We start from the raw sequence: 24,071 nt of genomic DNA on the forward strand, positions 1-24,071 counted from the left end.
TTACAGCAGCATGTTTTCGTGCAGATTGACCATGATCCAGACTGAACCCGCAATCAGAATCAGGACGATAATCGCCGTAAACACAAAGGACATTGAGTTCCACATGCCTTTCTCAGAGCGGTCCAGGTGCAGGAAATACACCAGGTGAACCACCAGCTGAACCACTGCACAGGCCACCAGGATCATGACGGTAGTTGTGGTCGGCAGGCTTTTGGTCGCCGCAAAGTAGAAAGGAATAATGGTCAGGATTAATGACGCAATGAATCCTTTAATGTAATCACCGTAACCGGTTTGATGCGGTTGATTCGCCATTACAATACTCCCAACAGGTAGACTATGGTAAACACGCAGATCCACACGATATCCAGGAAGTGCCAGAACAGACTCAGACACTGGAAACGGGTTTCCATCATCTCGTTCAGGCCTTTGGTATTGAGCTGAATCATGCACACCACCATCCAGATCAGACCGGCAGTAACGTGCAGACCGTGAGTCGCCACCAGGGTAAAGAAGGAAGACAGGAACGCGCTGCGATCCGGACCAAAGCCCTCTTCAATCAGGTGGTGGAACTCGTACACTTCCATCGCCACAAAGCCTAAACCCAGCAGGAAGGTCACGTACATCCAACGCTTCAGACCACTAACGTCCTTGCGTTTCATGGCAATCATACCGAAGCCAAAGGTGATACTGCTGAACAGCAGCATCATAGTTTCGGTAAACACAAACGGCAGCTCGAAGATATCTTTTCCGCTCGGACCGCCTGCCGTATTGGTAAACAATACGGCGTAGGTAGCAAACAGCGTTGCGAACAAAATGCAGTCGCTCATCAGGTAAATCCAGAAGCCCAGCAGCTTGGTTTCACCTATGTCGTGATGGTGTTCGTCGTGCTCGTGATGATCGATAGCATTAGTTTGCATATTCGACCTCCATCTCATCTTCGTCGTTATTAGTGGCAGGTTTCGTGCTTGCACCTGCAACACGGGCTTTATGTGCGTCTTCGATCGCTGTCACTTCTTCAACAGTCACGTAGTAATCCACGTCTTCGTTAAAGCTGTGCTTGATCCAAGTACCGATCATACCGACCACACCGATAGCGACCAGCCACCAGATGTACCAGATCAGACCAAAGCCAAATACCAGTGCATAGGCAGAAATAATCACACCGGCGCCGGTATTTTTCGGCATGTGGATTGGCTGATAATCACTCGACTGACTGGTTTCACCACGTTCCTTCTGATACCAGTGCGCATCCAGTTCATTACCTTCAGGCAAGTGGGCAAAGTTGTAGAACGGCGGTGGCGATGATGTCGCCCACTCCAGGGTACGGCCATCCCAAGGGTCGCCGGTCACGTCACGCAGCGCTTCACGGTCACGGAAGGTCACGTACAGCTGCATGATCTGACACAGGATGCCGCACAGAATCAGCACTGCACCGAAAGCGGCAATCGCCAGCATTGGGAAGTACTGAGGTTCAATGTGCTGGCTCAGGCGACGGGTCATGCCCATGAAGCCCAGAATATAGAGCGGCATAAAGGCCACGAAGAAACCGGTAATCCAGAACCAGAAGGCACGTTTACCCCATTTCTCATCCAGCATGTAGCCGGTCGCTTTCGGGAACCAGTAGGCAAAACCGGCAAAGCAGCCAAATACCACACCGCCGATGATGACGTTATGGAAGTGCGCAATCAGGAACAGGCTGTTATGCAGGACAAAGTTCGCAGCCGGTACCGCCAGCAGCACACCTGTCATGCCACCTATGGTAAAGGTGATCATGAAACCGACAGTCCACAGCATAGGGGTCGTGAACTTAATGCGGCCACGGTACATAGTGAACAGCCAGTTGAAGATCTTCACACCGGTTGGTATGGAGATAACCATAGTGGCGATACCGAAGAAGGCATTCACGTTCGCGCCGGCACCCATAGTGAAGAAGTGGTGCAGCCAGACCACGAAGGCCAGGATGGTGATCACAACCGTCGCCCACACCAGCGAAGTGTAGCCAAACAGTTTCTTACGCGAGAAAGTCGCGACCACTTCTGAGAACACACCGAATACCGGCAGCACCAGAATGTAAACCTCAGGGTGACCCCAGGCCCAAATCAGGTTGACGTACATCATCATGTCGCCACCCATGTCATTGGTGAAGAAGTGCGTACCCAGGTAACGGTCCAGCGTCAGCAGTGCAATGGTCACTGTCAGAATCGGGAACGAAATAATGATCAGTACGTTGGCACACAGTGACGCCCAGGTGAACACAGGCATTTTCATCAGCGGCATAGACGGTGTACGCAAACGCATGATGGTCGTAAAGAAGTTAACGCCCGATAACGTGGTTCCGATACCGGATATCTGCAGTGCCCATATCCAGTAGTCTACCCCTACCCCGGGACTGTATTCCTTGCCCGACAGCGGCGGATACGCCAGCCAGCCTGTTTGCGCGAACTCACCGACAAACAGCGACAGGTTGATCAGCACCACACCCACCACGAACAACCAGAAGCTCAGGGAGTTCAGGAACGGGAATGCAACGTCACGCGCACCGATCTGCAACGGAATAACAATGTTCATCAAACCAATGATGAAAGGCATCGCCATGAAGAAGATCATGATTACGCCGTGCGCAGAGAAAATCTGATCGTAGTGATGTGGCGGCAGATAGCCGGTTTCACCCGCGGCAGACAGCACTTGCTGACTACGCATCATGATGGCATCGGCAAAACCGCGCATCATCATGACAAAGGCGACGATGATATACATCACACCGATTTTTTTGTGATCGACAGTAGTGAACCACTCTGTCCAGAGGTAACGCCATTTACCCAGGTAGGTAATACCGCCTACCAGCGCCGCGCCGCCCAGCATTATGATCGCCATCGTTACCATGAGAATTGGCTCATGGAACGGTATGGCGTCCAGTGTTAATCGTCCAAACATAATATGTCCTAGAATGTTTGCTCAGTGGAATTTGATGGCGTGATTGTGCACATCAACGAGCCTTCGAATTGATTCAGGATGGTTGTGAGCATGCTTGAAGGCACATTGGAGTAATAACTCACCGGTGCATTCTCACTCGGCTCAGCAATGGTTTCGAAGTCCTTCAACGTGACCAGTTTGTCGCTTGATGCCTGAGCTTTCTTTACCCACTCATCAAAACTTGCCTGATCTGACATCGCCAGTGCTTTGAACTTCATGCCAGAGAAACCGTGGCCGCTGTAGCTCGCTGAAATACCATCGTACACACCCGCTTCATCAGCAATCAGATGCACCTTGGTCAGCATACCTGCCATGGCGTAAATCTGGCTGCCCAGCTGTGGGATGAAGAAGGAGTTCATCACGCTGTTGGACGTCACACGAAACTCAACCGGCACATCTTTCGGGAAGGCCACCTCGTTGATCGTTGCAATGTGCTGATCCGGATAGATAAACAGCCATTTCCAATCCAGCGAAACCACTTCAATGGTCATTGGTTTTACTGAACTTTCGATTGGCTTTCTTGGATCCAGCGCGTGAGTAGACTGCCAGGTAATAGTGCCCAAAATGGCGATGATAATAATTGGCACAGTCCAGACAACCAGTTCAATTTTGGTTGAATGAGCCCACTCAGGGGTATACTTTTCACCCGTATTCGATTCACGATATTTAAATGAAAAATAGAAGGTCATCAGAATAACGGGAATAACGACAACCAACATCAGTAGCACTGATGTGATTATCAAATCTTTTTCTGCAGCACCAATTTGTCCCTTGGGATCAAGCAGTGCAAATTGACATCCTGAAAGGAAGAGGCTTATAAAAAATACAAACCCACCCGACAAGATGTTCTTATATCTTGAGGTTTTCATGTTCTCTCTCAGCTTTTTGGGCAAAAGTCGTCACCAACAGCTAGTAGCACTTTTTAATGACTACATGAGTTATTATTTTGATCTGAATCATTTTCTTTTACGTAAAATCAAGTTGTTATATGTCTCTATTAACAATAATGAATCACTTTTATGCTCGTACAAGCGCCAACTGATTCACTAAACAGTTCACACATATTCACTTGATTTCACTTGCGGTTACACCCCCTCACATTTTGTTACAACTGAAATATTTTGCCACTTTCGCTGTTAAGTTAACACTCACTAAAAATGAAACTTTAGATCTAGCATTTGGAATCATGGCCAAATTGTGACCATAAAGACAAAAAGCCCGCCATTAACCATATTATTTACATGGCTAATAGCGGGCTTTCATTATGAATAGCAAATATAATTTGTTAGCTGTTTGAACAATAACAGAAGAACAGTACAAGCTTTATTTAGGCAAAAAATAACGCATAATTAATGTTAATTAAATTAACAAAATTTCAGCAATGATTTAATTATTTTCTACGCCTTAGTTCAGCATCGCAGCAATACAACCGCACAATGTCATTAAAAACAAAAACCATTTCAATGTTTTTGCTGTCGCTTTAATGGCAAACTTCACCGCCAGATGGGTGCCAACGATAGTTCCGGCCGCCAGGATCAGACCCGGCATCCAGAGCACCAGACCTTCGTAAATAAACAGGCCAAGGGCAACCACAGTAAACATCAGGGTGCATAGCATTTTTAATGCATTCGCCCGTACCAGGTCATAGCGTAAGGTACCCGCCAGTGCCGCCAGCAACACAAACCCCACTCCCGCCTGAACAAAACCGCCATAAAAGCCAGCCAGCCCTAATCCCCACCAGGAGCTGGGCGTATCTGCCACTTTTCTCGCCAGGCTGCCGGGCTCAGGTGCCACCACGGCAGGCTTGACCAAAATGATGAACGCCATCAGCAGCATGGTGCCCAGCAGTAAGGGCTTGATCCACTCAGACGGCGCGTAAGCCGCAGCCCCGGCACCAACCAGACCACCGATCAATGTGGGTATCATAATGGGGCCGGTATCACTTAACTCTAATTTTCCATGCCGTTTAAAGCCCAGCACTGCGGTCACGGCCTGTAAAACAACACCCAGCCGGTTGGTCGCATTCGCCACTTCTGCTGGCATGCCCATCACCATCAAGGCAGGCAAGGTTAAATTTGAGCCACCGCCAGCCAGGGTATTGATGATGCCGGCAAGAAACCCTGTACCGATGAGCAATGCGGCGTGGAATAAGGTGATATCCATTTCTGATCCTGAAAGTAATTCCAAAGCACCACTTTATACTCTATAGGCTGCACAGGTGTACAGGTGACAGAGCACTAATCTATTGATTAAATGATTTATTTCATCAGGACAATTAAGCTAATCATTTGATTGTCACCGCAAAATAATGAAGGAATTGTTACAGAACATCACTATTTTTATGTGATATTAGATCAAATTATTAACAAAAAATCTCGGAGTTCCAGTGAAAAACCTATAGTAATTTTACGGCTAAATATAAGTCAGTTACTTATTTTATTATTTGATTTTTTCACTAAGGAACCATTCATGCTAAAGCTAAATATGAAGCGCAAGCGCGCTAAGCAGGGCTTTGCTCTCGCAACTCTCAGCGCAGCCTGCATGCTGAGCTTTCAGGCCCAGGCAGCTGCTAATTGCCGACCTGACGGCTTGTATCAAACACCGGGTGTGACTGTGCCCTACTGTACTGTGTATGATCAGGATGGCCGCGAAAAAATGGGCGCAGACCACCCGCGCCGCGTGATCGGCTACTTTACCAGCTGGCGCAGCGGTAACGACCCGCAAAGCAGCTACTTGGTCAATGATATTCCCTGGGACAGCCTGACTCATATTAACTACGCCTTCGTCAGCATAGGTTCTGACGGCAAAGTCAACATCGGCGATGTTAACAACCCGGACAACCCGGCGGTCGGGAAAGAATGGCCCGGGGTTGAGATAGACCCGGCACTCGGCTTTAAAGGCCACTTTGGTGCGCTGGCAACAGCCAAAGCTCAGCATAATGTCAAAACACTGATTTCCATCGGTGGGTGGGCGGAAACCGGGGGTCACTTTGATGACAACGGCAACCGTGTCGCTGACGGCGGTTTCTATACCATGACAACCAATGCAGACGGCAGTATCAATCATCAGGGCATTCAGACTTTTGCTGACTCTGCTGTGGCCATGATGCGCCAGTACAAGTTTGACGGTCTGGACATCGACTACGAATACCCCACCAGTATGCAAGGTGCAGGTAACCCGGATGACTTTGCTTACTCAGATGCAATGCGCCCTCATTTAATGAAGTCTTACCACGAGCTGATGAAAGTGCTGCGTGAAAAACTGGATCAGGCCAGTGCACAAGACGGGCACCACTATATGCTGACCATTGCCGCACCTTCATCCGGCTATCTGCTGCGCGGTATGGAAACCATGTCGGTCACTAAGTACCTCGACTATGTCAACATCATGAGCTACGACCTGCACGGCGCATGGAACGACTACGTGGGTCATAACGCCTCACTGTTCGACAGCGGCCTGGATGCGGAGCTGGAAGCCGGTAATGTCTACGGTACAGCTCAGTACAAAAAAACCGGTTATCTGAACACTGACTGGGCTTACCATTATTTCCGCGGCTCAATGCCTGCGGGCCGAATCAACATTGGCGTGCCTTATTACACCCGTGGCTGGCAAGGCGTCACAGGCGGAACCAACGGACTTTGGGGTAAGGCGGCGCTGCCTAACCAGAGCGATTGCCCAACCGGTACCGGTGCAGGTACCAGTAATTGCGGTTATGGTGCCATCGGTATCGATAACATGTGGCACGACAAAGACGCTAACGGCAATGAAATGGGCGCAGGTTCAAACCCTATGTGGCATGCCATGAACCTGGCAAACGGGGTTTACGGCAGCTATACCGCAGCCTATGGCTTAGATCCGGTGAACGATCCGCAGGACGCGCTGACCGGCACTTATACCCGCCACTACGACAGTGTCTCTGTTGCCCCCTGGCTGTGGAACGCAGACAAGAAAGTCTTCCTGTCGACCGAAGATAAAGAATCAATCAACACCAAGGCAGACTATGTGATTGAGCAGGGTATCGGCGGTATCATGTTCTGGGAACTGGCCGGTGACTACAGCTGTTACAACCTGGATGCCAACGGTAACCGCACTACAGTGGACCCGACCGAAAACGCCTGTAAGACAGGCAACGGTGAATACCACATGGGTGACACCATGACCAAGGCCATCCATGACAAATTTGCCACTGCGACACCTTATGGCAATACCCTTGCCGAAGGCGCGATTCCGACAGAAGCGGTCGATATCGACGTGTCTGTCACCGGGTTCAAAGTGGGCGATCAGAACTACCCGCTCAATCCAACCATGACATTGACCAATAAAACAGGTCAGGCCCTGCCTGGCGGCACTGAGTTCCAGTTCGACATTCCAACCTCAACACCGGATAACATGTCGGATCAATCAGGTGCCAATCTGCAGGTCATTGCTTCTGGCCACACCCGAGGCGACAACATTGGCGGCCTGGACGGCAACTTCCACCGTGTCGCGTTCACTCTGCCAAGCTGGAAGCAGTTAGGTAACAATGAGAGCTTTGAGCTGACCCTGAACTACTTCCTGCCCATTTCCGGCCCGGCGAACTACAGTGTGCGTGTCAACAATACAGACTACGCACTGGCATTCGAACAGCCTGACTTACCGATTGCAGATTTAAGTAACGGCGGCGGCGACAATGGTGGTGGCGATGGCAATAATGGCGACTGTGTAACCACAGGTGTCAATACCTACCCTAACTGGCCGCAAACTGACTGGGCAGGTAACCCAAGCCACGCTGGTGGCGGCGACCAGATTATCTACAATGGCGTGGTTTACCAGGCGAAATGGTGGACGAACTCAGTGCCGGGCAGCGACGGCAGCTGGGATACTGTTTGTACGGTTCAATAACCAAACCATGAATATTTATTAAGCTGTTTACCAAAGCGGGCATTCAAGCCCGCTTTTTTATGCATTGTGATTGTTCATTTTTTAACCCCAAAATTCATTTCCTGTGATTAAAATGCGATATCAAGCTCAAAATCCGAACAAACCGTTAAATGAGTGATTATTTGATGTTTTTGATACACCCTTATTATTTTTCTTTTCTAAAACAAAAGATTAATAGTGTCAAAACTGACTATTTACTGAAAATGTAAAAAATGCTGACAAGTTGAGACTAATTTTAGATTAAACAATGTTCATATTCTAATACGCTGTTTTATATTGATAAATATATAATTATACAAAATTTAAACGCATTAATGATGGAATAATTTTAACTTAACCCTTTCAATGCAAGGGCTAAAAAAATTCAAATCCTATGGTAGAGTCCTATCGTCACTGGCACAAACTAATTAAAAGAGTGTAAACAAGGAAATGAAACAAACCATCTACCTATTCATTTTGCTGTTTTTTTATTTACCACAGTATGCATCAGCAAGCACAATTAAGGGACCACTTTCACAACAGACTCAGAATCCTGAAATCATTGTTAAATATGTTTATGAACAGGCGGGTTTGCAGGGAAAGCTAGACTTCAACGTATTTAAAAATGGTTACAATGCTTATTACAATACCAAGGAACGGAAAAAACAATTACTGACTATTATTGACTACAGTAAGCCATCTACTGAAAAGCGTTTTTTTGTTATCGACCTGAAACGTAATAAGCTGCTATATCACACTTACGTGACACACGGCGTCAACAGTGGCGGTGTGGTTGCAAAGCACTTTTCGAATATCGTCAATTCGCGCCAAACCTCGCTGGGTACCTTTCTGACAGATACCACCTACTTCGGGGGCAATGGCTATTCACTGCGTCTTGACGGGCTGACAAAAGGCCTCAATGACAATGCGCGTCGCCGTTATATTGTTGTTCACGGCGCTCCCTATGCGTCTGAAGATTTTATTCGACGCCATGGTTATTTAGGCCGCAGCTGGGGTTGCCCTGCGCTTCCGGCCAATCTTTCCAAGAAGATCATCGATACCATCAAAGGTGGCAGCGTCATATACGCTCGCGCGTAATGTAATCTGATTGATTAATTTTATTTCTTGCCCTTATGTTCTCATAAGGGCTTTTTGTTTTGTCAGAGTAATATCAATTTAATCTCTGACACGCAGAGTTGTTAGGAAGATCGCATTTTACCGGGCGAATAACTGTGAAATGATAAATTATCCAGACACGCAAGACAGACTTGATATACTTTTCGTTCTCTGTGCGTTATCCATTCGATTAATACGCCGATGAATACCTGACAGATAATGTTCGGTCTTCAATATTCTCACTTGCACTTATTTCTATCAAATATAAAAAAATCCCTGACGAAGCAGGGATTTAAAAACTATCATCAAACATTTAGTTGAATCAGGCCAGCGCTTTCGCCGCTTCGACAAATGGCAGGTCCAAGGCTGTTGATACTTCGTGACAAGTAATTTGACCACGGTAAACGTTCAAGCCGTTCAGCAGGTGTTTGTCTTCCTGCAGCGCCGCTTTGTATCCTTTGTTTGCCAGTTTCAGGATATACGGCAAGGTTACGTTATTGAGGGCAAAAGTAGACGTGCGGGCAACAGCGCCAGGCATGTTGGCGACACAATAGTGAACCACATCATCCACAATGAAAGTCGGCTCGCTGTGGGTCGTGGCATGAGAAGTTTCAACACAACCGCCCTGGTCGATGGCCACATCCACAATGGCTGAGCCAGGCTTCATCTTCTTCACCATCTCAGCTGTGACCAGCTTAGGCGCTGCAGCACCCGCCACCAGCACACCACCGATAACCAGATCAGCTTCCAGTACATGCTTTTCAATCGCATCTTTGGTGGAATACACGCACTGAACCTTGCCTTCAAACTGCGCATCCAGTTTGCGCAGCACGTCTATGCTACGATCCAGAACAACAACGTTAGCACGCAGGCCGACAGCCATCTGAGCGGCGTTCGCACCCACAACACCACCACCGATAATCACGACTTTCGCAGGTTCAACACCCGGGACACCCGCCAGCAGCATACCGCTGCCACCGCGAGATTTTTCCAGCGCAAAAGCACCCGCCTGAATTGACATACGACCAGCGACTTCGGACATAGGTGCCAGAAGAGGCAAGCGGCCAAAATCATCCGTCACGGTTTCGTACGCAATACATACCGCTTTACTGTCCACCAGATCTTTGGTCTGCTCTGGATCCGGTGCCAGGTGCAGGTAGGTAAACAGAATCTGGCCTTCACGCAGCATGGCACGCTCTACTGCCTGAGGTTCTTTCACCTTCACAATCATTTCAGCTTCTGCAAACACATCAGCGGCGGTCGGCAGAATTTTTGCACCGGCGTCAATGTAGTCCTGATCGCTGAAACCAATACCGACACCAGCTTGCGTTTCAACATACACAGTGTGGCCATGGGCAACCGCTTCGTTGACAGAAGCAGGCACCATGCCTACGCGGTATTCATGAACTTTAATTTCCTTTGGTACACCAATAATCATTGTAAGTTTCCTTGCGGCTTGTCAGAGGTTGTGAAAACAATAATGGAATACATTTGAAATGTGTCACCGTTTTTTAACCTAAAAGCAACAAATGAAACCAGCCACAGAAGATTTAGCAGCATATCACTCTGTTTATGACAACCATCACACTACAAAAGGTCAAGAAAACACCAATAATTAGTCCTTGGAACTAGTTTCAAGACCATTTATCAGGCTTTAAGTCTAAATTTACATACCAACAAAGCATTTTTGACTTTACTGATAATCTTCATTACTTAAATAAATGCAGAGATGCTGGCAGTTTCGTTTCAACCATATAAAATGCTGGATTTTACCCAACGACTTCGTTATTCAGGAAGATTTATCACTATGGATAAGGGTTTAAACGGGGAAAATAAGAACGCCACCCTGAGGTGGCGTGGAAAATCCGACAGAAAATGCACGATCAGTCTTCAATCTCCCAATCCATGTCGGGTAAGGCATCGAGATTATCTGAGTAGCGCTTCAGGTTAAATTCACCGTCATTTTTCACCACATCAAACACTTCAATAGACAAAGCACAAGCAATCATCTCAATGGCTTCTTCCCTTGGTGTCCCTGTCATGACAAGGCGCATCAGAGTTTCTTTTACTTTAATCGGATTGCCTTCAGCCAGTTGATTTTCAACCGTTTCCACCAGCATTTCACCTGTCATGATCTCATCATCTTGCATACTGCCTGCCCTTCTTAACACTTCACCAGTAAGATATCCCCCAATCTTACCGTAGCCGGACAGGTAACACTAATTCGGTTGCTGCAGTGCGTTATTCTGGCCGTCGGGCCAGTGGGCGGCATGTCCTGTGATAATATCCGGTTCATTATGTGTGGTTTGCAGTGAAGTGATTGTCGATGAATCTTGATACTAAATGGTTGGAAGACTTTATCGTGCTTTGTGAAGTCCGAAACTTTTCCCGTGCGGCCAAAGCCCGGCACATTACCCAGCCCGCGTTTGGACGCCATATCAAATCTCTGGAAGAGGCCGTTGGCGTGCAGCTGATTGACAGAAGCACAACACCGATCAGCCTGACTCAGGCAGGTAAGCAATTCCATTCTCTGGCCCGCAATCTGCTGCTGCAGCTCGATCTTGGCCTGTCTCAGTTAAGCAGCCACCCGCGGCCGGTTTTTACACCGCTTCGCATTGCAGCGCCGCATTCTCTGGCCTCGCCCACCTTAATGAACCTGATGGACTTCGCCAGTCAGGAACTCAGTCTCGAATACAGTGTTGACGTACTCAGGCTGGATTATGCCATTGAGTCGTTAACCGAAGGGCGCAGTGATTTTCTGTTTGCCTTCGATGCACTGGCCTTGCATCAGCCGCCGTTTCAGAATATTGCCATTGGAGAAGGCCATTTCTATTTGGTCTCCGCGACCGATCAACAGGGCGCCCCGGTCTTTACACCCGGTGCGGACAAGCTTACGCCCCTGTTACGCTATTCTCCTGAAAGTTACACCGCCCGGCTGATCGAAAACGCCCTCGGGCAGCCGGCTAACTTTCCCTGCCATCCGGTGTTTGAATCGTCGATGTGCCAGTTGCATAAAGACATGGCGCTCCGGGGTAAAGGCGTGGCCTGGTTGCCCGATTGCCTGATCGAAGAGGAATTAAAAGACCAGCGCTTGGTCCGGCTCAGTCCTGATGTCTGGCGGATTCCCTACAAAATCCGGCTGTACCGCAATCAGGCCCGGCTACCTGATGTTGCCGAAGCGTTCTGGCAATACCTGCAACAACAGGCCGAAGCTGGCTGGCAGCTCTTGCCGGCCAGCTAACCCGGCCATGCTGTTTGATACATTGATGCAGATTCAGCATCAACATACCGAAAACAGCATTTCACAATGTTCGCCCTTCTCTCCAAACTGCTTCTCAACTGATGTAGCAGATTGAGTATGGATACGTGACTACCCTGACTTTACCTGAATTTATCCGCCGCCTGCCCAAAGCCGATATTCATTATCACTTGCTGGGCGGGGTACGGCTGAGCACCATGCTGGACCTTGCCCGCAAGTACCAGGTTGATCTTCCGGAAGCCGAGGCCAAAAGCTACTATCGCGCCTACCAGACGCCTGGCGGCCCGCGCAAAGGCGGGATTGCGGCCCTGACATTCCTGTATCAGTTGATGCAGGAAACGGCCGATTATGAAAGAGTGCTGTTTGAAGTTGCAGAAGACGCCCACCACAGCGGCGTGAAATACATTGAAACCTTCTGGAACCCGTCCGATGTGGCTTTGCCCTATGCAGACGTCAATGATGCGCTGGTACGCACCATAGATCATTGCCAGCAGGTGTTTGGTATCACCATACGTCTGATCCCCTCCATCAACCGGGAAAAATCGCCTGAAACCGCCGTTGCTATGGTGGAAGCCATGATTGCCCACCCGCACCCGTATGTGCTGGGAATAGGTATCGACTACAAAGAGCATCAGGCGCCGGTTGAACACTTCTGGAAAGCATACCGGCTGGCGGCGCGACACGGATACAAACTGACAGCGCATTGTTCTGAGTTTGGCCTCCACTGGCGCAATGTCGAAACCGGTATTGAGCTCATCGGTGTTGACCGTATTGATCATGGCTACAGCATCATCAATAACCCGCAACTCACAGCGAAATACGCGGCGCTGGGTATACCTTTTACCGTAGTGCCGTCCAACACCTATTTTCTTCAGCAATGGCCGAAGCATGACGAATGGCGGGTAAAACACCCGATACGTGCCATGGCAGAAGCCGGTCTGAACATTATCCCCTGCACCGACGACTGGCACATGCATGATACCAACACCAGCAAGTGTTATCAGGTGATGGTTGAGGATTTCGGCTTTGATGTGTACAGCCTGAAAACCATGATGCTGAACAGCCTCTACGCAAGCTGGCTGCCCACAGCACAGATTACACAGTGGGCAGAAGAATGGAGCCGCTGCTTTGATGAATTGTTTGCACAGCTGGACTACCAGCCCGCACTGAGCACCAAAGAATTAATTCTGTATCGACGTGAACATAACGGAAAGAAATAAATGGAACGTATAAAGGACTTTTTCAAACTGCAAGAAAATGGCACGGATATCAAAACGGAGTTTATCGCCGGATTCACGACCTTCGCCACTATGGCCTATGTGGTGGCTGTAGTGCCCGGCATGCTGAGCAAAGGCGGGATTCCCTTTGCCTCGGCCATGACAGTGACTGTCATCATGACAATACTCACCACTCTGGCAATGGCGCTTTATACCAACCGGCCGTTTATTCTGGCGCCGGGCCTGGGCAGCGTGGCGATATTCTCCTTCACTCTGCTGGGTGGCGGTGTCCCGTTGCCGGTTGCCTCCGGCATCGTTTTTATCAGCGGTGTGCTGTTTATGCTGGTTTCCTTTTTGGGGATCAGAAATTTCATTGTCCGCATCATACCACCGAGCATTAAAGTGTCTGTCGGGGTCGGCATCGGGCTGTTTATCGCGCTGTTGGGTCTCAAGCAGGCAGGGATAGTGGTCGCCAATGCCAAGAAAAATGTGCTGATTTTTGGCGATCTGGCATCGACCGACGCCCTGCTGGCCTTTTTCGGATTTTTCCTGGTGCTGTTTTTCGTGGCCCGAAAAACCCGTGGCGGTATTATTCTGGCGGTGCTGATCACCACTCTGGTGGGCATTCCACTCGGTGTGACTCAATTACCGACCCATATGTTTGCCATGCCGGGCGGCGTTGATGATCTGCTGTTTCAGCTTGATATCACCGGTGCCCTGTCACCGCAGTATCTGCCTTTCCTGCTGGCCTTTTTTATTCCGGATTTCTTCTCAACTCTGGGCACCTTGCTGGGTGTCGGTGCGCAGGCGGGCTATCTGGATAAAGACGGTAACCTGCCGGGCATTGAGAAGAACTTCCACGTCGATTCTTGTGCGACTACCTTTGGCTCGCTGTTCTCGTGTCCGGTACTGACCACGTATCTGGAAAGCTCTGCCGGCGTGGAGGCAGGTAGCCGTACCGGTTTGACCGCGGTATTCACGGCAGCTTTGTTTGTGCTGACCCTGTTTATTTCACCGCTGGTGACACTGATCCCGACAGCAGCGACCGCCCCTGTGCTGATTTATATCGGTTTTGCCATGATGTCTTCGATGCGAAAAGTAAACTACGATGACATCACACAGTATCTGCCTGCATTTGTCTGTGTCGCCATGACCATCTTTAGCTTTAATTCGGGTAACGGTATTGCAGCAGCCATGGTCGTTTATGCATTCCTGAAACTGGCCACAAACCGCTATAAAGAAGATCACTGGTCTGTGTATCTCATTGCCATCTCAATGATTTACTACTTTTATGTAGTGGCAGGTCACTGATCAATTCGGGCCAGTCGACTGACTGGCCCGACATTAAGACGGCTGACCCGATACGTTGATCCGTACAGGGCGCATGAGCATTCTACAATTACACCGCGATATCCAGACTGCCCGCGCTCACGCCATTGAGCCGGAACCAACCCGCAATACTGAAACGCGGGCGGTGCGCTGGCAGCACTTCATGAGGAAAGTCTTCAGATAAAAACATCACCAGGCGCCCGCCTTTAGGCACCAGCTTTGTCAGAAAGCTTTCATCATCATGATAGATAACTAGCTCTCCGCCATCCGTTTCCTGCCAGTCCTGATCATTCAGATACAACACTGTGGTAAGAATACGATTGGCTTTGCCACGAAAACTATCGCGGTGCTTTTTATAGAAATCCCCCTGCTCGTACTTGGCAAAATGCGCCTCGTATTCAAACAGGCCCAGATAGAGGTAGCGATTAACCGCCTGACGGATCACTTCCATCTTATCCAGATAGTGATGAACCGGCTGGCCCATCTCTTCTTTCAGCCAATGAATCTTATCGCTTCGGATAGATGCCACATGCGTATGGGCATCCTGACGCCCAATGCCTGCTTGTGACCATTCAGAGGGTAAGCATTGCAACAGTGCAGATAATTCGTTTGCAGAAAGAAAATCGTCCCACACACCCCAGCCCTGCGTGTGCAGGCTATCAAGCATAGTATCAAGATCCATGCAATGAGTCCGTATTAGCCTAGCGTTGAGGCTTTATAGACACTCACCCTGCGAGTCTCAAATCATTGATTGAATGGGGAAGAGAAAAAAAAATCATGGATAAATTTTACAGTATCTCACCATAAAATAATCTGATTGATAGCTAGCCGCTGTTTGCCAGAACCCACTGTTCTATTTTCCTGGCAACGAAGGGATGTGTGAGCAGCCCCATATGGTTCACACTGCCAATAACACACTGATTAACGGCCGGAAAACCCACTGCCAGCTGCTGCTCATCCCCTTCTCCCAGCGCGCTCGAAACCGGCACCAGGCCATCGCCGATACGGCGGCTTCTTTCATCCTGAGTTTGTTTGCTCAGACAGCTGGCGACAGCGTAACAGGCCACCCCGTCAGGTAAGGGAGGACGAAGCGGGTAAGGCGGCGGTGGCTCACGTTGCCAGTCGGAATGGCAGATGGTTCCCAGGCTGAGATCTTTACTGCCGGCGCTGCGCAGCCGGGTCAGGTTAACCACAGATTGCAAGTAAGGCACCGCCGCAATCCGGGTTTCAGCCCAGCTGGCCAGTTTCGCCAAGGGCGCACCGTTATGCGGGGTGCCCAGCGTAATCAGAGTGGTGAGCTGATTTAGCCAGCTCACCTGATGTCTGGCAGCGTAAAAGCATGCACTTCTGCTGACCAGCCCCCCCATACTGTGGGCAATAATGACAATTTCCTGCACCGGACAAGGCCAGGCGGCAATCAGTTGCTCTAACAATAAAGCGAAGTCTTCACCATTGGATGAAATATGGCGCCCGGTGTTGTAACGCAGATAAACAGGGGTATAGCCAAACTTCGCCAAATTTCGCCCATGGTCATGTGGCTTACGTTGCCATTGGCTGTCATTCATACACCAGCCATGTACACAAATCACAATCCGGGTCTGCGGCAGCGACAATTGCCCGGCCAGCGTAATAGGATCCAGGCTCAGTGGCTGCATACCGCTGCTGAATGCCATTCTCTGGGCTAACCGGCTTTTGCGCTCTTCAAGCGCATCCCCCATCACACCGTTCATTGTGGCGATCACCAGATCGCTGGGCACCGGCGGCAAACCGGTTTCAACAAACTCCCCCAAACCTGCCCGCCACTGGCTCGCGTTGGCAAGAGCACGATCTGACAGATCGCTGAACAGCAACTGGAGTGTACGGTTAATCCGTCGCTTCAATACCATACTTACGCCCTTATATCAGATCTGGCCGACCGCTGATCACCTGGGTTCAATCCTGCGATCGCACGAACAGATCAAGGTTCTGATATGTCACAGCCATATTAAGGATAGAATACGGTCCACAGGCCATCTGTGTATGCCGGCATTGATGTGAATTACCTCAAGCTCCCGCACAAAACCGTCCCGTATCGCTCGCCAAGATAGAGCTTAGACTCTAACCTGCTAATTAATAACAACACAAGGATCTCTTAACATGGAAGACCAATTGAGCGCCACCCACTACTTTGATTTTCATCACCCGGCTATCCAAAGCTTCAGCCGGCAGGTGACAGGCAACACAGCGGCCGAGAAAGCCATCAGTATTTATTATCTGGTTCGCGATGAGATTGTTTACAATCCCTACACGCTGCAGGATGGCCTGCCCAGTCTGAAAGCCAGTTATTGCCTTGAGAAAAACCAGGCATATTGCATCCCAAAAGCAGCACTTATGGTTGCACTGTGCCGTCAACATGGTATCCCGGCCCGTCTTGGGCTCGCGGATGTGATCAATCACTTATCAACACCGGCATTGGTTGAATGGCTGGGAACAGACTATTTCGCTTTGCATGGTTATGCAGAGATCTGGCTGAATCAGGGCTGGGTGAAAGTGACGCCTGTATTTGATCGTGCTTTGTGCGAGAAGTTTAACGTTGAACCACTGGAATTTGACGGTAAACATGACGCTATTCTCCATTCCGCGACAAAAGATGGTAGCCAACACATGGAGTATGTAAAATACCACGGTTGTTTTGATGACATGCCCATTGAATTTATTAGAAAAATAGCCTCCGAGGCTTATCCGAAATTTGCAGATTTATTCAATCAGAACCGGGGAAACACGCAATAGTTCCACCCCGTCAATGAGCCACCATCAGAACGCGGTTAGCCACTCTGTTTCATTTTTCCCTGATTAATCGCGATTCAAGAACACAAGCGAGCCGGATAAAATATGATTATTTATTTTACTCTGAAAAGTTAATTCGCTTTTTTGCGTTAATTGCATACAATAACGGGGCAGCTGGAGAAGCTTTAGGAGAGAAGTAGTGACCACGCCAGTGAAAAAAAAGTCAACGTTAAAGAAATCACCCACTGTGGGTCCGACACTTACCCAGGATGATATTGTCTACGGACACATTTTTGATGCCATCCTGGAACAACGCCTGCCACCCAATACTAAACTCAATGAGGAAGCACTGGGTGAAATTTTCGGAGTCAGCCGGACCATTATCCGCCGTGCCTTGCTTCGCCTGTCTGTCGAGCAGATTGTTAAAATTCGTCCGAACCGTGGTGCCATTGTCGCTGCACCTAATGTTGAAGAAGCCCGGCAGGTACTGAAGGCCCGTGAAGTACTGGAGCTCGCCATTACCGAGCTGGCAGTGGAACATGCTACCAGCGAACAAGTCGCCAAATTACGTGAACTGGTTAAAGAAGAGCATGCAGCTTTTGATCAAGGCGATGTGGGCCGGGGTATCCGCCTCTCCGGTGAATTCCATATCCAGCTGGCCAGCATGGCCAATAACCCTCCTTTGCTTTCTTTCCAGCGCAGTATTGTGTCGCAAACTTCTCTGATCATTGCACTGTATGAAGTCGGCAACCGTGGTCAATGCTCTTTTGATGAACATAACCAGCTGCTGGACGCCATTGAAGCGGGTGAAACAGAGAAAGCGGTGTCGCTGATGCGCAGTCACCTGGGCCACATCAATGCCAAGTTAGCCCTTGATGATGAAGCCATTAGCAGTGACCTCCACGCTGTCTTTTCTGATGTTGTGTTAAAGCGAAGATAAATCATAAACAATTTAACACAAAATAAAGAACAACATTGTATACAATCATATCATGCCCTATACTGTTCTCAGTGGGGCATGCAGCCTACGCGTTCAGTTCGGTATTGTATAAGTTGGTGCTGCACGCTCCCACCCATTCCTCTTTATAGTCTGCTCTGACTCATTTTCACCTGTATTCATCTTTTCTCGGCATGCTTTGCTCACTGAGATCTTTCATCAAGAAATCACAAAACATCGTATACAACCAGCTTTGTCCTTTCTGCTGAATCAATAATGGGTATGGTATTGGCTGACTGGATTATCGTCTGCGCGGAAATGACGGTAAGTGATGAAATAACAATAAAAAAAGGAATAGTGCCGCTGACACTATTCCCAAAGGGCACACAGTCTCCAAGGACAAAGAAAACTGTGCCTACCGTTGCCTCTTACAACTTACAACATAACTCAAGGAGTTATTCAGTTACCGGATTCCTCCTTCGGAAGAATCAGAATGGCGCGAAAATCATTAACATTCGTCAGTGTTGGACCGGTTGTTAACAATGAATCCAATTGTTTGAAGAAAGTGTATCCATCATTGTTATCCAGATAGTCCTGGCTATTGAGTTCCAGAGCCTGTCCCTGGTGATAACTCTGCGGGTTCAGTACCGCACCGGCATTATCTTCTACCCCGTCAATACCATCGGTATCGGCGGCCAGTGCGAAGATCTGCGGGTGGCCCTGCAGTTCATGATAAAGGCTCAGCAGAAACTCACTGTTACGCCCGCCTCGTCCCTCACCCCGTACTGTCACAGTCGTTTCACCACCTGACAGTAAAACACACGGCGGCGTGAATGGCTGTTCACGGTCTGCGATCTGTTTAGCCAGTGCTGCATGTACCTTGGCGACATCGCGAGATTCACCTTCAATGCAGTCACTCAGAATATGTGCCGGAATACCCCATTGGCTGGCCTCTTCGGCAGCCGCTTCCAGTGACAGCTGAGGGCTGGCGATCAGCTCGAACCTGGCCCGTTCCAGGCAGGCATCGCCCGGTTTTACCGTTTCAGATTCAGGGCTGTGTAACCACTCAGTGACTGAGTCGGGTACACTCACCTGATAGCGGTTCAATATGTCTAAAGCATCTTTACTGGTGGTGGGATCAGCCACCGTCGGACCGGAAGCAATCACTGTTGCCTCATCACCGGGTACGTCCGAAATAGCCAGTGTAATCAACTGTGCAGGTGCTACGGCCTTAGCCAGCCTTCCGCCTTTAATGGCAGACAGGTGCTTGCGTACACAGTTCATTTCATCAATGGCCGCTCCTGATTTCAGCAAAGCTTTATTAATTTGCTGCTTTTGCGAAAAGGTGATGCCGGGAGCAGGCAAACTCAGTAAGGCCGAACCGCCACCAGACAAAAGACAGATCACGAGATCGTTCTCGTTGAGCCCGGCAACCAGGTTCAGGATGCGTTCTGCCACTTCACGACCGGCATCATCCGGTACCGGGTGAGAGGCTTCGATCACTTCGATCTTCTGGCATTCTGCGGTGTGACCATAGCGAGTCACGACCAGACCTTCCAATTCACCTTCCCAGACACTTTCCAGTGCTCTGGCCATTGAGGCGGCGGCTTTACCCGCCCCTATTACCACCGCTTTACCTGTTCTGTCTTCAGGTAAATAGTGCTTCAGGGTTTCACCGGGCAGGGCCTGTTTTACTGCACGATTAAACAGTGCAGTCAAAAATGCATGCGTTTCCATTTGCATGTTGCGCTCCACGTCAAGTTAGCTCCCAGTTACGGCAAGCAACAGGGGAAAAAACCCGAAACCGTCACTGTCACCCACATTATTTATCGAACTGGTAGGGCCGGCTAAGCCACCTCTGACAAGCAGCCAGCCCTAATATCCAACCCGCGGTTTCGGGACCACATAACCAAAGGAGACTAAAAATTGTTATGTGACAATAATTATTCAGGATACAGCTGATTACCAGCTGTATACCTGGGGCGGCATCAATGATGCCGCCTGTTCATCAGATTACTGACGGATGCTGTGATTAGCCAGCTCTTCAATCGCACGAATCAATGCTGAGTGATCCCAGCCTTCGCCGCCCAGTTTCACACAGGCGTCAAACAGATTCTGAGCAGACTGGGTATTTGGCAGCGACATGCCCAGTGCTTCAGCGCCGGACAGCGCCAGATTCAGGTCTTTCTGATGCAGCTGAATGCGGAAACCCGGATCAAAGGTGCCTTTCACCATACGCTCACCGTGGACTTCCAGCACTTTAGAGTTGGCAAAGCCACCCATCAGCGCTTCACGAACACGGGCTGGATCGGCACCGGCTTTAGAGGCAAATACCAGGGCTTCAGCAACCGCTTCAATGTTCAGCGCGACGATGATCTGGTTAGCCACTTTACAGATCTGGCCTGCACCGTTATCGCCAACCAGGTTAATATTCTTACCCATGACTTCAAACAGTGGCAATGCTTTTGCGTAGGCTTCTTCACTACCGCCCACCATGATGGTCAGCGCAGCATTAATCGCACCCACTTCACCACCAGAGACAGGCGCATCCAGGTATTCCGCACCGGTTTCTTTCACGCGAGCTGCAATAGTTTTGGTCTCAATAGGCGAGATTGAGCTCATATCGATAACGGTTTGACCGGCCTTCAGCACTTCGGCCACACCATTGTCACTGAACAGGACATCTTCAACCTGAGGGGTATTTGGCACCATCAGGATGATGTATTCAGCCAGTTCCGCCGCGGCTTTTGCCGAGTGGACAACCTGAGCGCCGTTGGCAACCAAATCTGCCGGTGCTGGATTGTAATGGTCAGAAAAGATCAGTTGGTGTCCAGCTTTCTGCAGGTTCTCGGCCATTGGTTTACCCATGATGCCTGTACCGATAAATGCGATAGTCGTCATTATCCTCTCCTTAGATTTGATTAAATTCTTTCAGCCAGCCAAGGCCTTCTGCGGTGGTGGTCTGCGGTTTGTACTCACAGCCGACCCAGCCTTCATAGCCAATTTCATCCAGATGCCTGAACATGAAGTGGTAATTGATCTCACCGGTGCCCGGTTCGTGACGGCCTGGATTGTCAGCCAGCTGCACGTGGCGGATTTGGCCCAGTTCACGACTCAGGGTCGTTGCCAGATCACCTTCCATGATTTGCATGTGGTAGATGTCGTATTGCAGCTCCAGATTGTCACTGCCGACTTTCTCAATAATATCCAGACCTTGCTGAGTGGCATTGAGGAAGAACCCTGGAATATCACGGGTGTTGATCGCTTCGATGATCAGGTTAATACCCGCTTTTTTCAGCTCTGCCGCGGCAAAGCGCAAGTTATCAACAAATGTGGCTTCCGCCTGACCCGGGGTGACGCCGGCAGGTACAATCCCTGCCAGACAGTTCACTTGCGTACAGTTCAGCGCTTTGGCATAGCGGATGGCTTCCGGTACACCGGCACGAAACTCTTCAACACGCTTAGGGTCGACCGCGATACCGCGGTCGCCAGCATCCCAGTCGCCAGCAGGCAGATTGAACAGTACCTGAGTCAGACCATTCTCATCCAGCTTGGCTTTGATAGCATCGCTTTCAAAAGCATACGGGAATAAGTATTCCACCCCGCGAAAGCCCGCCTGTGCGGCGGCCTCAAAACGATCCATGAAAGGTACTTCCGTAAAGAGCATGGATAAGTTTGCTGCTAATTTCGGCATGTCACATTCCTTTTGCTATTCGTGGAATCTTACTGATTGAAGGTGATGGCCGTTGGCGCATCTGCCTGATCTTCTGTCAGTGCTTCAAACTCGTTGATGCCGTCAATTTCGACACCCATCGCGATGTTCGTTACGCGCTCCAGAATCACTTCAACCACAACGGGTACTTTGTGCTTGTTCATCAGAACCTGCGCTTCACGTAAGGCATCGGCGATCTTCTCAGGATCCGTTACGCGAATGGCTTTACAGCCCAGACCTTCAACCACAGCAACGTGGTCAACACCATAACCGTTCAGCTCCGGCGCATTCTGGTTCTCGAACGCCAGCTGTACACAGTAATCAATGTCAAACTGACGCTGTGCCTGACGGATCAGACCCAGGTAAGAGTTATTCACCAGTACGTGGATATACGGCAGGTTAAACTGCGCACCCGCAGCCAGCTCTTCAATCATGAACTGGAAGTCATAGTCACCAGACAGTGCCACAACCGGACGTTGCGGATCGGCTGCACGCACACCCAGCGCGGCCGGAATTGTCCAGCCCAGAGGACCGGCCTGACCACAGTTAATCCAGTGGTTTGGCTTGTACACATGCAGGAACTGAGCAGCGGCAATCTGAGACAGACCAATGGTGCTCACGTAGCAGGTCTCTTCGCCAAACACTTTGTTCATTTCTTCGTAAACACGCATTGGTTTCACTGGCGTTTCAGTGTAGTGCGTCTTACGCAGCATCGTGGCTTTACGCTGCTGACATTCAGAAACCCAGGCGCTGCGGTCGGCCAGCTTACCAGCGGCTTTCATGTCGCGGGCAACCTCAACAATCAGTTCCAGTGCGGCTTTTGCATCCGATACGATACCCAAATCCGGGCAGAATACGCGGCCAATCTGAGTCGGTTCGATATCAATGTGAACAAACTTACGGCCTTTGGTGTACACATCGACAGAACCTGTGTGGCGGTTTGCCCAGCGGTTACCCACACCGAACACGAAGTCGGAAGCCAGCATGTTGGCATTACCGTAACGGTGTGCTGTCTGCAGACCCACCATACCTACCATCAATTCGTGGTTGTCCGGAATTGAACCCCAGCCCATCAGCGTTGGAATCACTGGTACGCCGGTGATTTCAGCGAACTGCTGCAGCAAGTCAGACGCGCCGGCATTAATCACACCGCCACCGGCAACAATCAGTGGTTTCTCGGATTGGTTCAGCATGGTTAATGCTTTTTCAATCTGAGCACGGCTGGCTGTTGGCTTGTACGCTTCCAGAGGTTCATAGCTGTCGATATCGAATTCGATCTCAGCCAGCTGAACATCAATAGGCAGGTCAATCAATACCGGACCCGGACGGCCTGAGCGCATCAGATGGAAAGCCTGCTGGAATGCGCGTGGCACCTGAGCTGGCTCCAGTACTGTGGTTGCCCACTTAGCAACGGGTTTAGCGATACTCTCGATATCAACCGCCTGGAAATCTTCCTTGTGCAGACGAGCACGCGGGGCCTGGCCGGTGATACACAGAATTGGAATGGAGTCAGCTGCTGCTGAATACAATCCTGTGATCATATCTGTACCCGCCGGACCTGAAGTACCGATACAAACACCGATATTGCCGGTATTGGTACGCGTGTAACCTTCAGCCATGTGAGAAGCACCTTCCACATGTCGAGCCAGAATATGATCAATGCCACCCAGTTTTTTCAGTGCAGCATACATTGGGTTAATCGCTGCACCTGGTACACCAAATGCCTGAATAACGCCTTCTTTTTTCAAAACTTCAACGGCGGCTTCAATTGCCTTCATCTTCGCCATACTGCCTCCTGCATAATTGTATACAATGTTGTGTATGATTGTATTCTAGACATACATAATTGATCTTAGCAAGGGG

At 49.6% G+C, this 24,071-nt stretch carries 19 protein-coding genes and 1 pseudogene; 7 read left to right on the forward strand and 13 right to left on the reverse strand.

Annotation, left to right across the window (positions count from 1 at the left end):
* The 5 genes from cyoD to H511_RS0111390 all read right to left on the reverse strand — a co-directional run bounded on the left by cyoD (nt 1) and on the right by H511_RS0111390 (nt 5,136).
* A complete protein-coding gene (gene cyoD / locus H511_RS0111370) occupies nt 1-312 on the reverse strand; it encodes a cytochrome o ubiquinol oxidase subunit IV (RefSeq protein ID WP_027252406.1) in 312 nt (103 codons plus the stop codon).
* Nucleotides 312-917, reverse strand: a complete 606-nt coding sequence (gene cyoC, locus H511_RS0111375) for a cytochrome o ubiquinol oxidase subunit III (protein WP_027252407.1) — start codon at nt 915-917, stop codon at nt 312-314. Before cyoC ends, cyoD begins: the two co-directional genes overlap by 1 nt.
* On the reverse strand, nt 907-2,934 hold the full coding sequence (cyoB, locus tag H511_RS0111380; RefSeq protein ID WP_027252408.1) for a cytochrome o ubiquinol oxidase subunit I: 2,028 nt from the start codon (nt 2,932-2,934) through the stop codon (nt 907-909). Before cyoB ends, cyoC begins: the two co-directional genes overlap by 11 nt.
* A gap of 8 nt (nt 2,935-2,942) precedes the next feature.
* Entirely contained in the window at nt 2,943-3,842 is a 900-nt protein-coding gene (gene cyoA, locus H511_RS23200; protein WP_081669259.1) for a ubiquinol oxidase subunit II, read from the reverse strand.
* A gap of 535 nt (nt 3,843-4,377) precedes the next feature.
* Nucleotides 4,378-5,136 carry a sulfite exporter TauE/SafE family protein gene (locus H511_RS0111390; RefSeq protein ID WP_027252409.1) on the reverse strand — a complete coding sequence of 253 codons (759 nt, stop codon included), beginning with the start codon at nt 5,134-5,136 and terminating at the stop codon, nt 4,378-4,380.
* A gap of 405 nt (nt 5,137-5,541) precedes the next feature.
* Here H511_RS0111390 and H511_RS23205 point away from each other — a divergent pair.
* Both H511_RS23205 and H511_RS0111400 read left to right on the forward strand, forming a co-directional pair.
* Nucleotides 5,542-7,854: pseudogene (locus H511_RS23205) on the forward strand (chitinase C-terminal domain-containing protein); the annotation flags it as partial.
* 468 nt (nt 7,855-8,322) lie between these two features.
* Entirely contained in the window at nt 8,323-8,970 is a 648-nt protein-coding gene (locus tag H511_RS0111400) for a murein L,D-transpeptidase catalytic domain family protein (protein WP_027252410.1), read from the forward strand.
* A gap of 340 nt (nt 8,971-9,310) precedes the next feature.
* Here the strand turns inward: H511_RS0111400 and ald are convergent, their stop codons facing one another.
* Both ald and H511_RS0111410 read right to left on the reverse strand, forming a co-directional pair.
* Nucleotides 9,311-10,426: an alanine dehydrogenase gene (gene ald / locus H511_RS0111405; RefSeq protein ID WP_027252411.1), complete on the reverse strand. Its 1,116-nt coding sequence runs from the start codon at nt 10,424-10,426 to the stop codon at nt 9,311-9,313.
* A 445-nt stretch (nt 10,427-10,871) separates the two neighbouring features.
* Nucleotides 10,872-11,138 (reverse strand): hypothetical protein, encoded by a 267-nt coding sequence (locus H511_RS0111410; RefSeq protein WP_027252412.1) that lies wholly within the window; start codon nt 11,136-11,138, stop codon nt 10,872-10,874.
* A gap of 176 nt (nt 11,139-11,314) precedes the next feature.
* Here H511_RS0111410 and H511_RS0111415 point away from each other — a divergent pair, with 176 nt between their 5' ends.
* The 3 genes from H511_RS0111415 (at nt 11,315) to H511_RS0111425 (ending at nt 14,775) form a co-directional block, all read left to right on the forward strand.
* Nucleotides 11,315-12,229 carry a LysR substrate-binding domain-containing protein gene (locus H511_RS0111415; RefSeq protein ID WP_027252413.1) on the forward strand — a complete coding sequence of 305 codons (915 nt, stop codon included), beginning with the start codon at nt 11,315-11,317 and terminating at the stop codon, nt 12,227-12,229.
* A gap of 125 nt (nt 12,230-12,354) precedes the next feature.
* Nucleotides 12,355-13,467, forward strand: a complete 1,113-nt coding sequence (locus tag H511_RS0111420; RefSeq protein ID WP_027252414.1) for an adenosine deaminase family protein — start codon at nt 12,355-12,357, stop codon at nt 13,465-13,467.
* Nucleotides 13,468-14,775: an NCS2 family permease gene (locus tag H511_RS0111425; protein ID WP_027252415.1), complete on the forward strand. Its 1,308-nt coding sequence runs from the start codon at nt 13,468-13,470 to the stop codon at nt 14,773-14,775.
* Between the two features lie 88 nt (nt 14,776-14,863).
* Here the strand turns inward: H511_RS0111425 and H511_RS0111430 are convergent, their stop codons facing one another.
* Together H511_RS0111430 and H511_RS0111435 are read right to left on the reverse strand one after the other, a co-directional pair.
* The gene (locus H511_RS0111430) at nt 14,864-15,475 is read right to left on the reverse strand and encodes a 2OG-Fe(II) oxygenase (RefSeq protein ID WP_027252416.1); all 612 of its coding nucleotides are present in this window, start codon (nt 15,473-15,475) and stop codon (nt 14,864-14,866) included.
* Nucleotides 15,476-15,617: 142 nt separating this feature from the next.
* Nucleotides 15,618-16,679, reverse strand: coding sequence for a lipase family alpha/beta hydrolase (locus H511_RS0111435; RefSeq protein ID WP_027252417.1), 1,062 nt, complete (start codon nt 16,677-16,679; stop codon nt 15,618-15,620).
* A gap of 250 nt (nt 16,680-16,929) precedes the next feature.
* Between H511_RS0111435 and H511_RS0111440 the strand changes: the two genes are divergently transcribed.
* Together H511_RS0111440 and H511_RS0111445 are read left to right on the forward strand one after the other, a co-directional pair.
* A complete protein-coding gene (locus tag H511_RS0111440) occupies nt 16,930-17,562 on the forward strand; it encodes a transglutaminase-like domain-containing protein (protein ID WP_027252418.1) in 633 nt (210 codons plus the stop codon).
* Nucleotides 17,563-17,758: 196 nt separating this feature from the next.
* Nucleotides 17,759-18,499: a GntR family transcriptional regulator gene (locus H511_RS0111445; protein ID WP_027252419.1), complete on the forward strand. Its 741-nt coding sequence runs from the start codon at nt 17,759-17,761 to the stop codon at nt 18,497-18,499.
* Between the two features lie 456 nt (nt 18,500-18,955).
* Here H511_RS0111445 and H511_RS0111450 read toward each other — a convergent pair whose 3' ends face one another.
* From H511_RS0111450 to gcl, 4 genes are all read right to left on the reverse strand, one after another.
* Nucleotides 18,956-20,239 (reverse strand): glycerate kinase type-2 family protein, encoded by a 1,284-nt coding sequence (locus H511_RS0111450; protein ID WP_027252420.1) that lies wholly within the window; start codon nt 20,237-20,239, stop codon nt 18,956-18,958.
* 270 nt (nt 20,240-20,509) lie between these two features.
* Nucleotides 20,510-21,397, reverse strand: a complete 888-nt coding sequence (locus tag H511_RS0111460) for a 2-hydroxy-3-oxopropionate reductase (protein WP_027252421.1) — start codon at nt 21,395-21,397, stop codon at nt 20,510-20,512.
* A 10-nt stretch (nt 21,398-21,407) separates the two neighbouring features.
* Complete coding sequence (gene hyi, locus H511_RS0111465; protein WP_027252422.1) at nt 21,408-22,190, reverse strand: hydroxypyruvate isomerase; 783 nt, start codon at nt 22,188-22,190, stop codon at nt 21,408-21,410.
* Between the two features lie 29 nt (nt 22,191-22,219).
* A complete protein-coding gene (gene gcl, locus H511_RS0111470; RefSeq protein WP_027252423.1) occupies nt 22,220-23,995 on the reverse strand; it encodes a glyoxylate carboligase in 1,776 nt (591 codons plus the stop codon).
* Nucleotides 23,996-24,071: the final 76 nt, after the last annotated feature.

Origin of the sequence: Photobacterium halotolerans DSM 18316 (genome assembly GCF_000425165.1) — a bacterium.
In the GTDB taxonomy this organism is placed as follows: Bacteria; Pseudomonadota; Gammaproteobacteria; order Enterobacterales; family Vibrionaceae; genus Photobacterium; species Photobacterium halotolerans.

Bases quoted from the DNA above. Each gene is read 5' to 3' on its own strand.
- cyoD (WP_027252406.1), bottom strand. From the start codon at position 312: ATGGCGAATCAACCGCATCAAACCGGTTACGGTGATTACATTAAAGGA.
- cyoC (WP_027252407.1), bottom strand. From the start codon at position 917: ATGCAAACTAATGCTATCGATCATCACGAGCACGACGAACACCATCAC.
- cyoB (WP_027252408.1), bottom strand. From the start codon at position 2,934: ATGTTTGGACGATTAACACTGGACGCCATACCGTTCCATGAGCCAATT.
- cyoA (WP_081669259.1), bottom strand. From the start codon at position 3,842: ATGAAAACCTCAAGATATAAGAACATCTTGTCGGGTGGGTTTGTATTT.
- H511_RS0111390 (WP_027252409.1), bottom strand. From the start codon at position 5,136: ATGGATATCACCTTATTCCACGCCGCATTGCTCATCGGTACAGGGTTT.
- H511_RS0111400 (WP_027252410.1), top strand. From the start codon at position 8,323: ATGAAACAAACCATCTACCTATTCATTTTGCTGTTTTTTTATTTACCA.
- ald (WP_027252411.1), bottom strand. From the start codon at position 10,426: ATGATTATTGGTGTACCAAAGGAAATTAAAGTTCATGAATACCGCGTA.
- H511_RS0111410 (WP_027252412.1), bottom strand. From the start codon at position 11,138: ATGCAAGATGATGAGATCATGACAGGTGAAATGCTGGTGGAAACGGTT.
- H511_RS0111415 (WP_027252413.1), top strand. From the start codon at position 11,315: ATGAATCTTGATACTAAATGGTTGGAAGACTTTATCGTGCTTTGTGAA.
- H511_RS0111425 (WP_027252415.1), top strand. From the start codon at position 13,468: ATGGAACGTATAAAGGACTTTTTCAAACTGCAAGAAAATGGCACGGAT.
- H511_RS0111430 (WP_027252416.1), bottom strand. From the start codon at position 15,475: ATGGATCTTGATACTATGCTTGATAGCCTGCACACGCAGGGCTGGGGT.
- H511_RS0111435 (WP_027252417.1), bottom strand. From the start codon at position 16,679: ATGGTATTGAAGCGACGGATTAACCGTACACTCCAGTTGCTGTTCAGC.
- H511_RS0111440 (WP_027252418.1), top strand. From the start codon at position 16,930: ATGGAAGACCAATTGAGCGCCACCCACTACTTTGATTTTCATCACCCG.
- H511_RS0111450 (WP_027252420.1), bottom strand. From the start codon at position 20,239: ATGCAAATGGAAACGCATGCATTTTTGACTGCACTGTTTAATCGTGCA.
- H511_RS0111460 (WP_027252421.1), bottom strand. From the start codon at position 21,397: ATGACGACTATCGCATTTATCGGTACAGGCATCATGGGTAAACCAATG.
- hyi (WP_027252422.1), bottom strand. From the start codon at position 22,190: ATGCCGAAATTAGCAGCAAACTTATCCATGCTCTTTACGGAAGTACCT.
- gcl (WP_027252423.1), bottom strand. From the start codon at position 23,995: ATGGCGAAGATGAAGGCAATTGAAGCCGCCGTTGAAGTTTTGAAAAAA.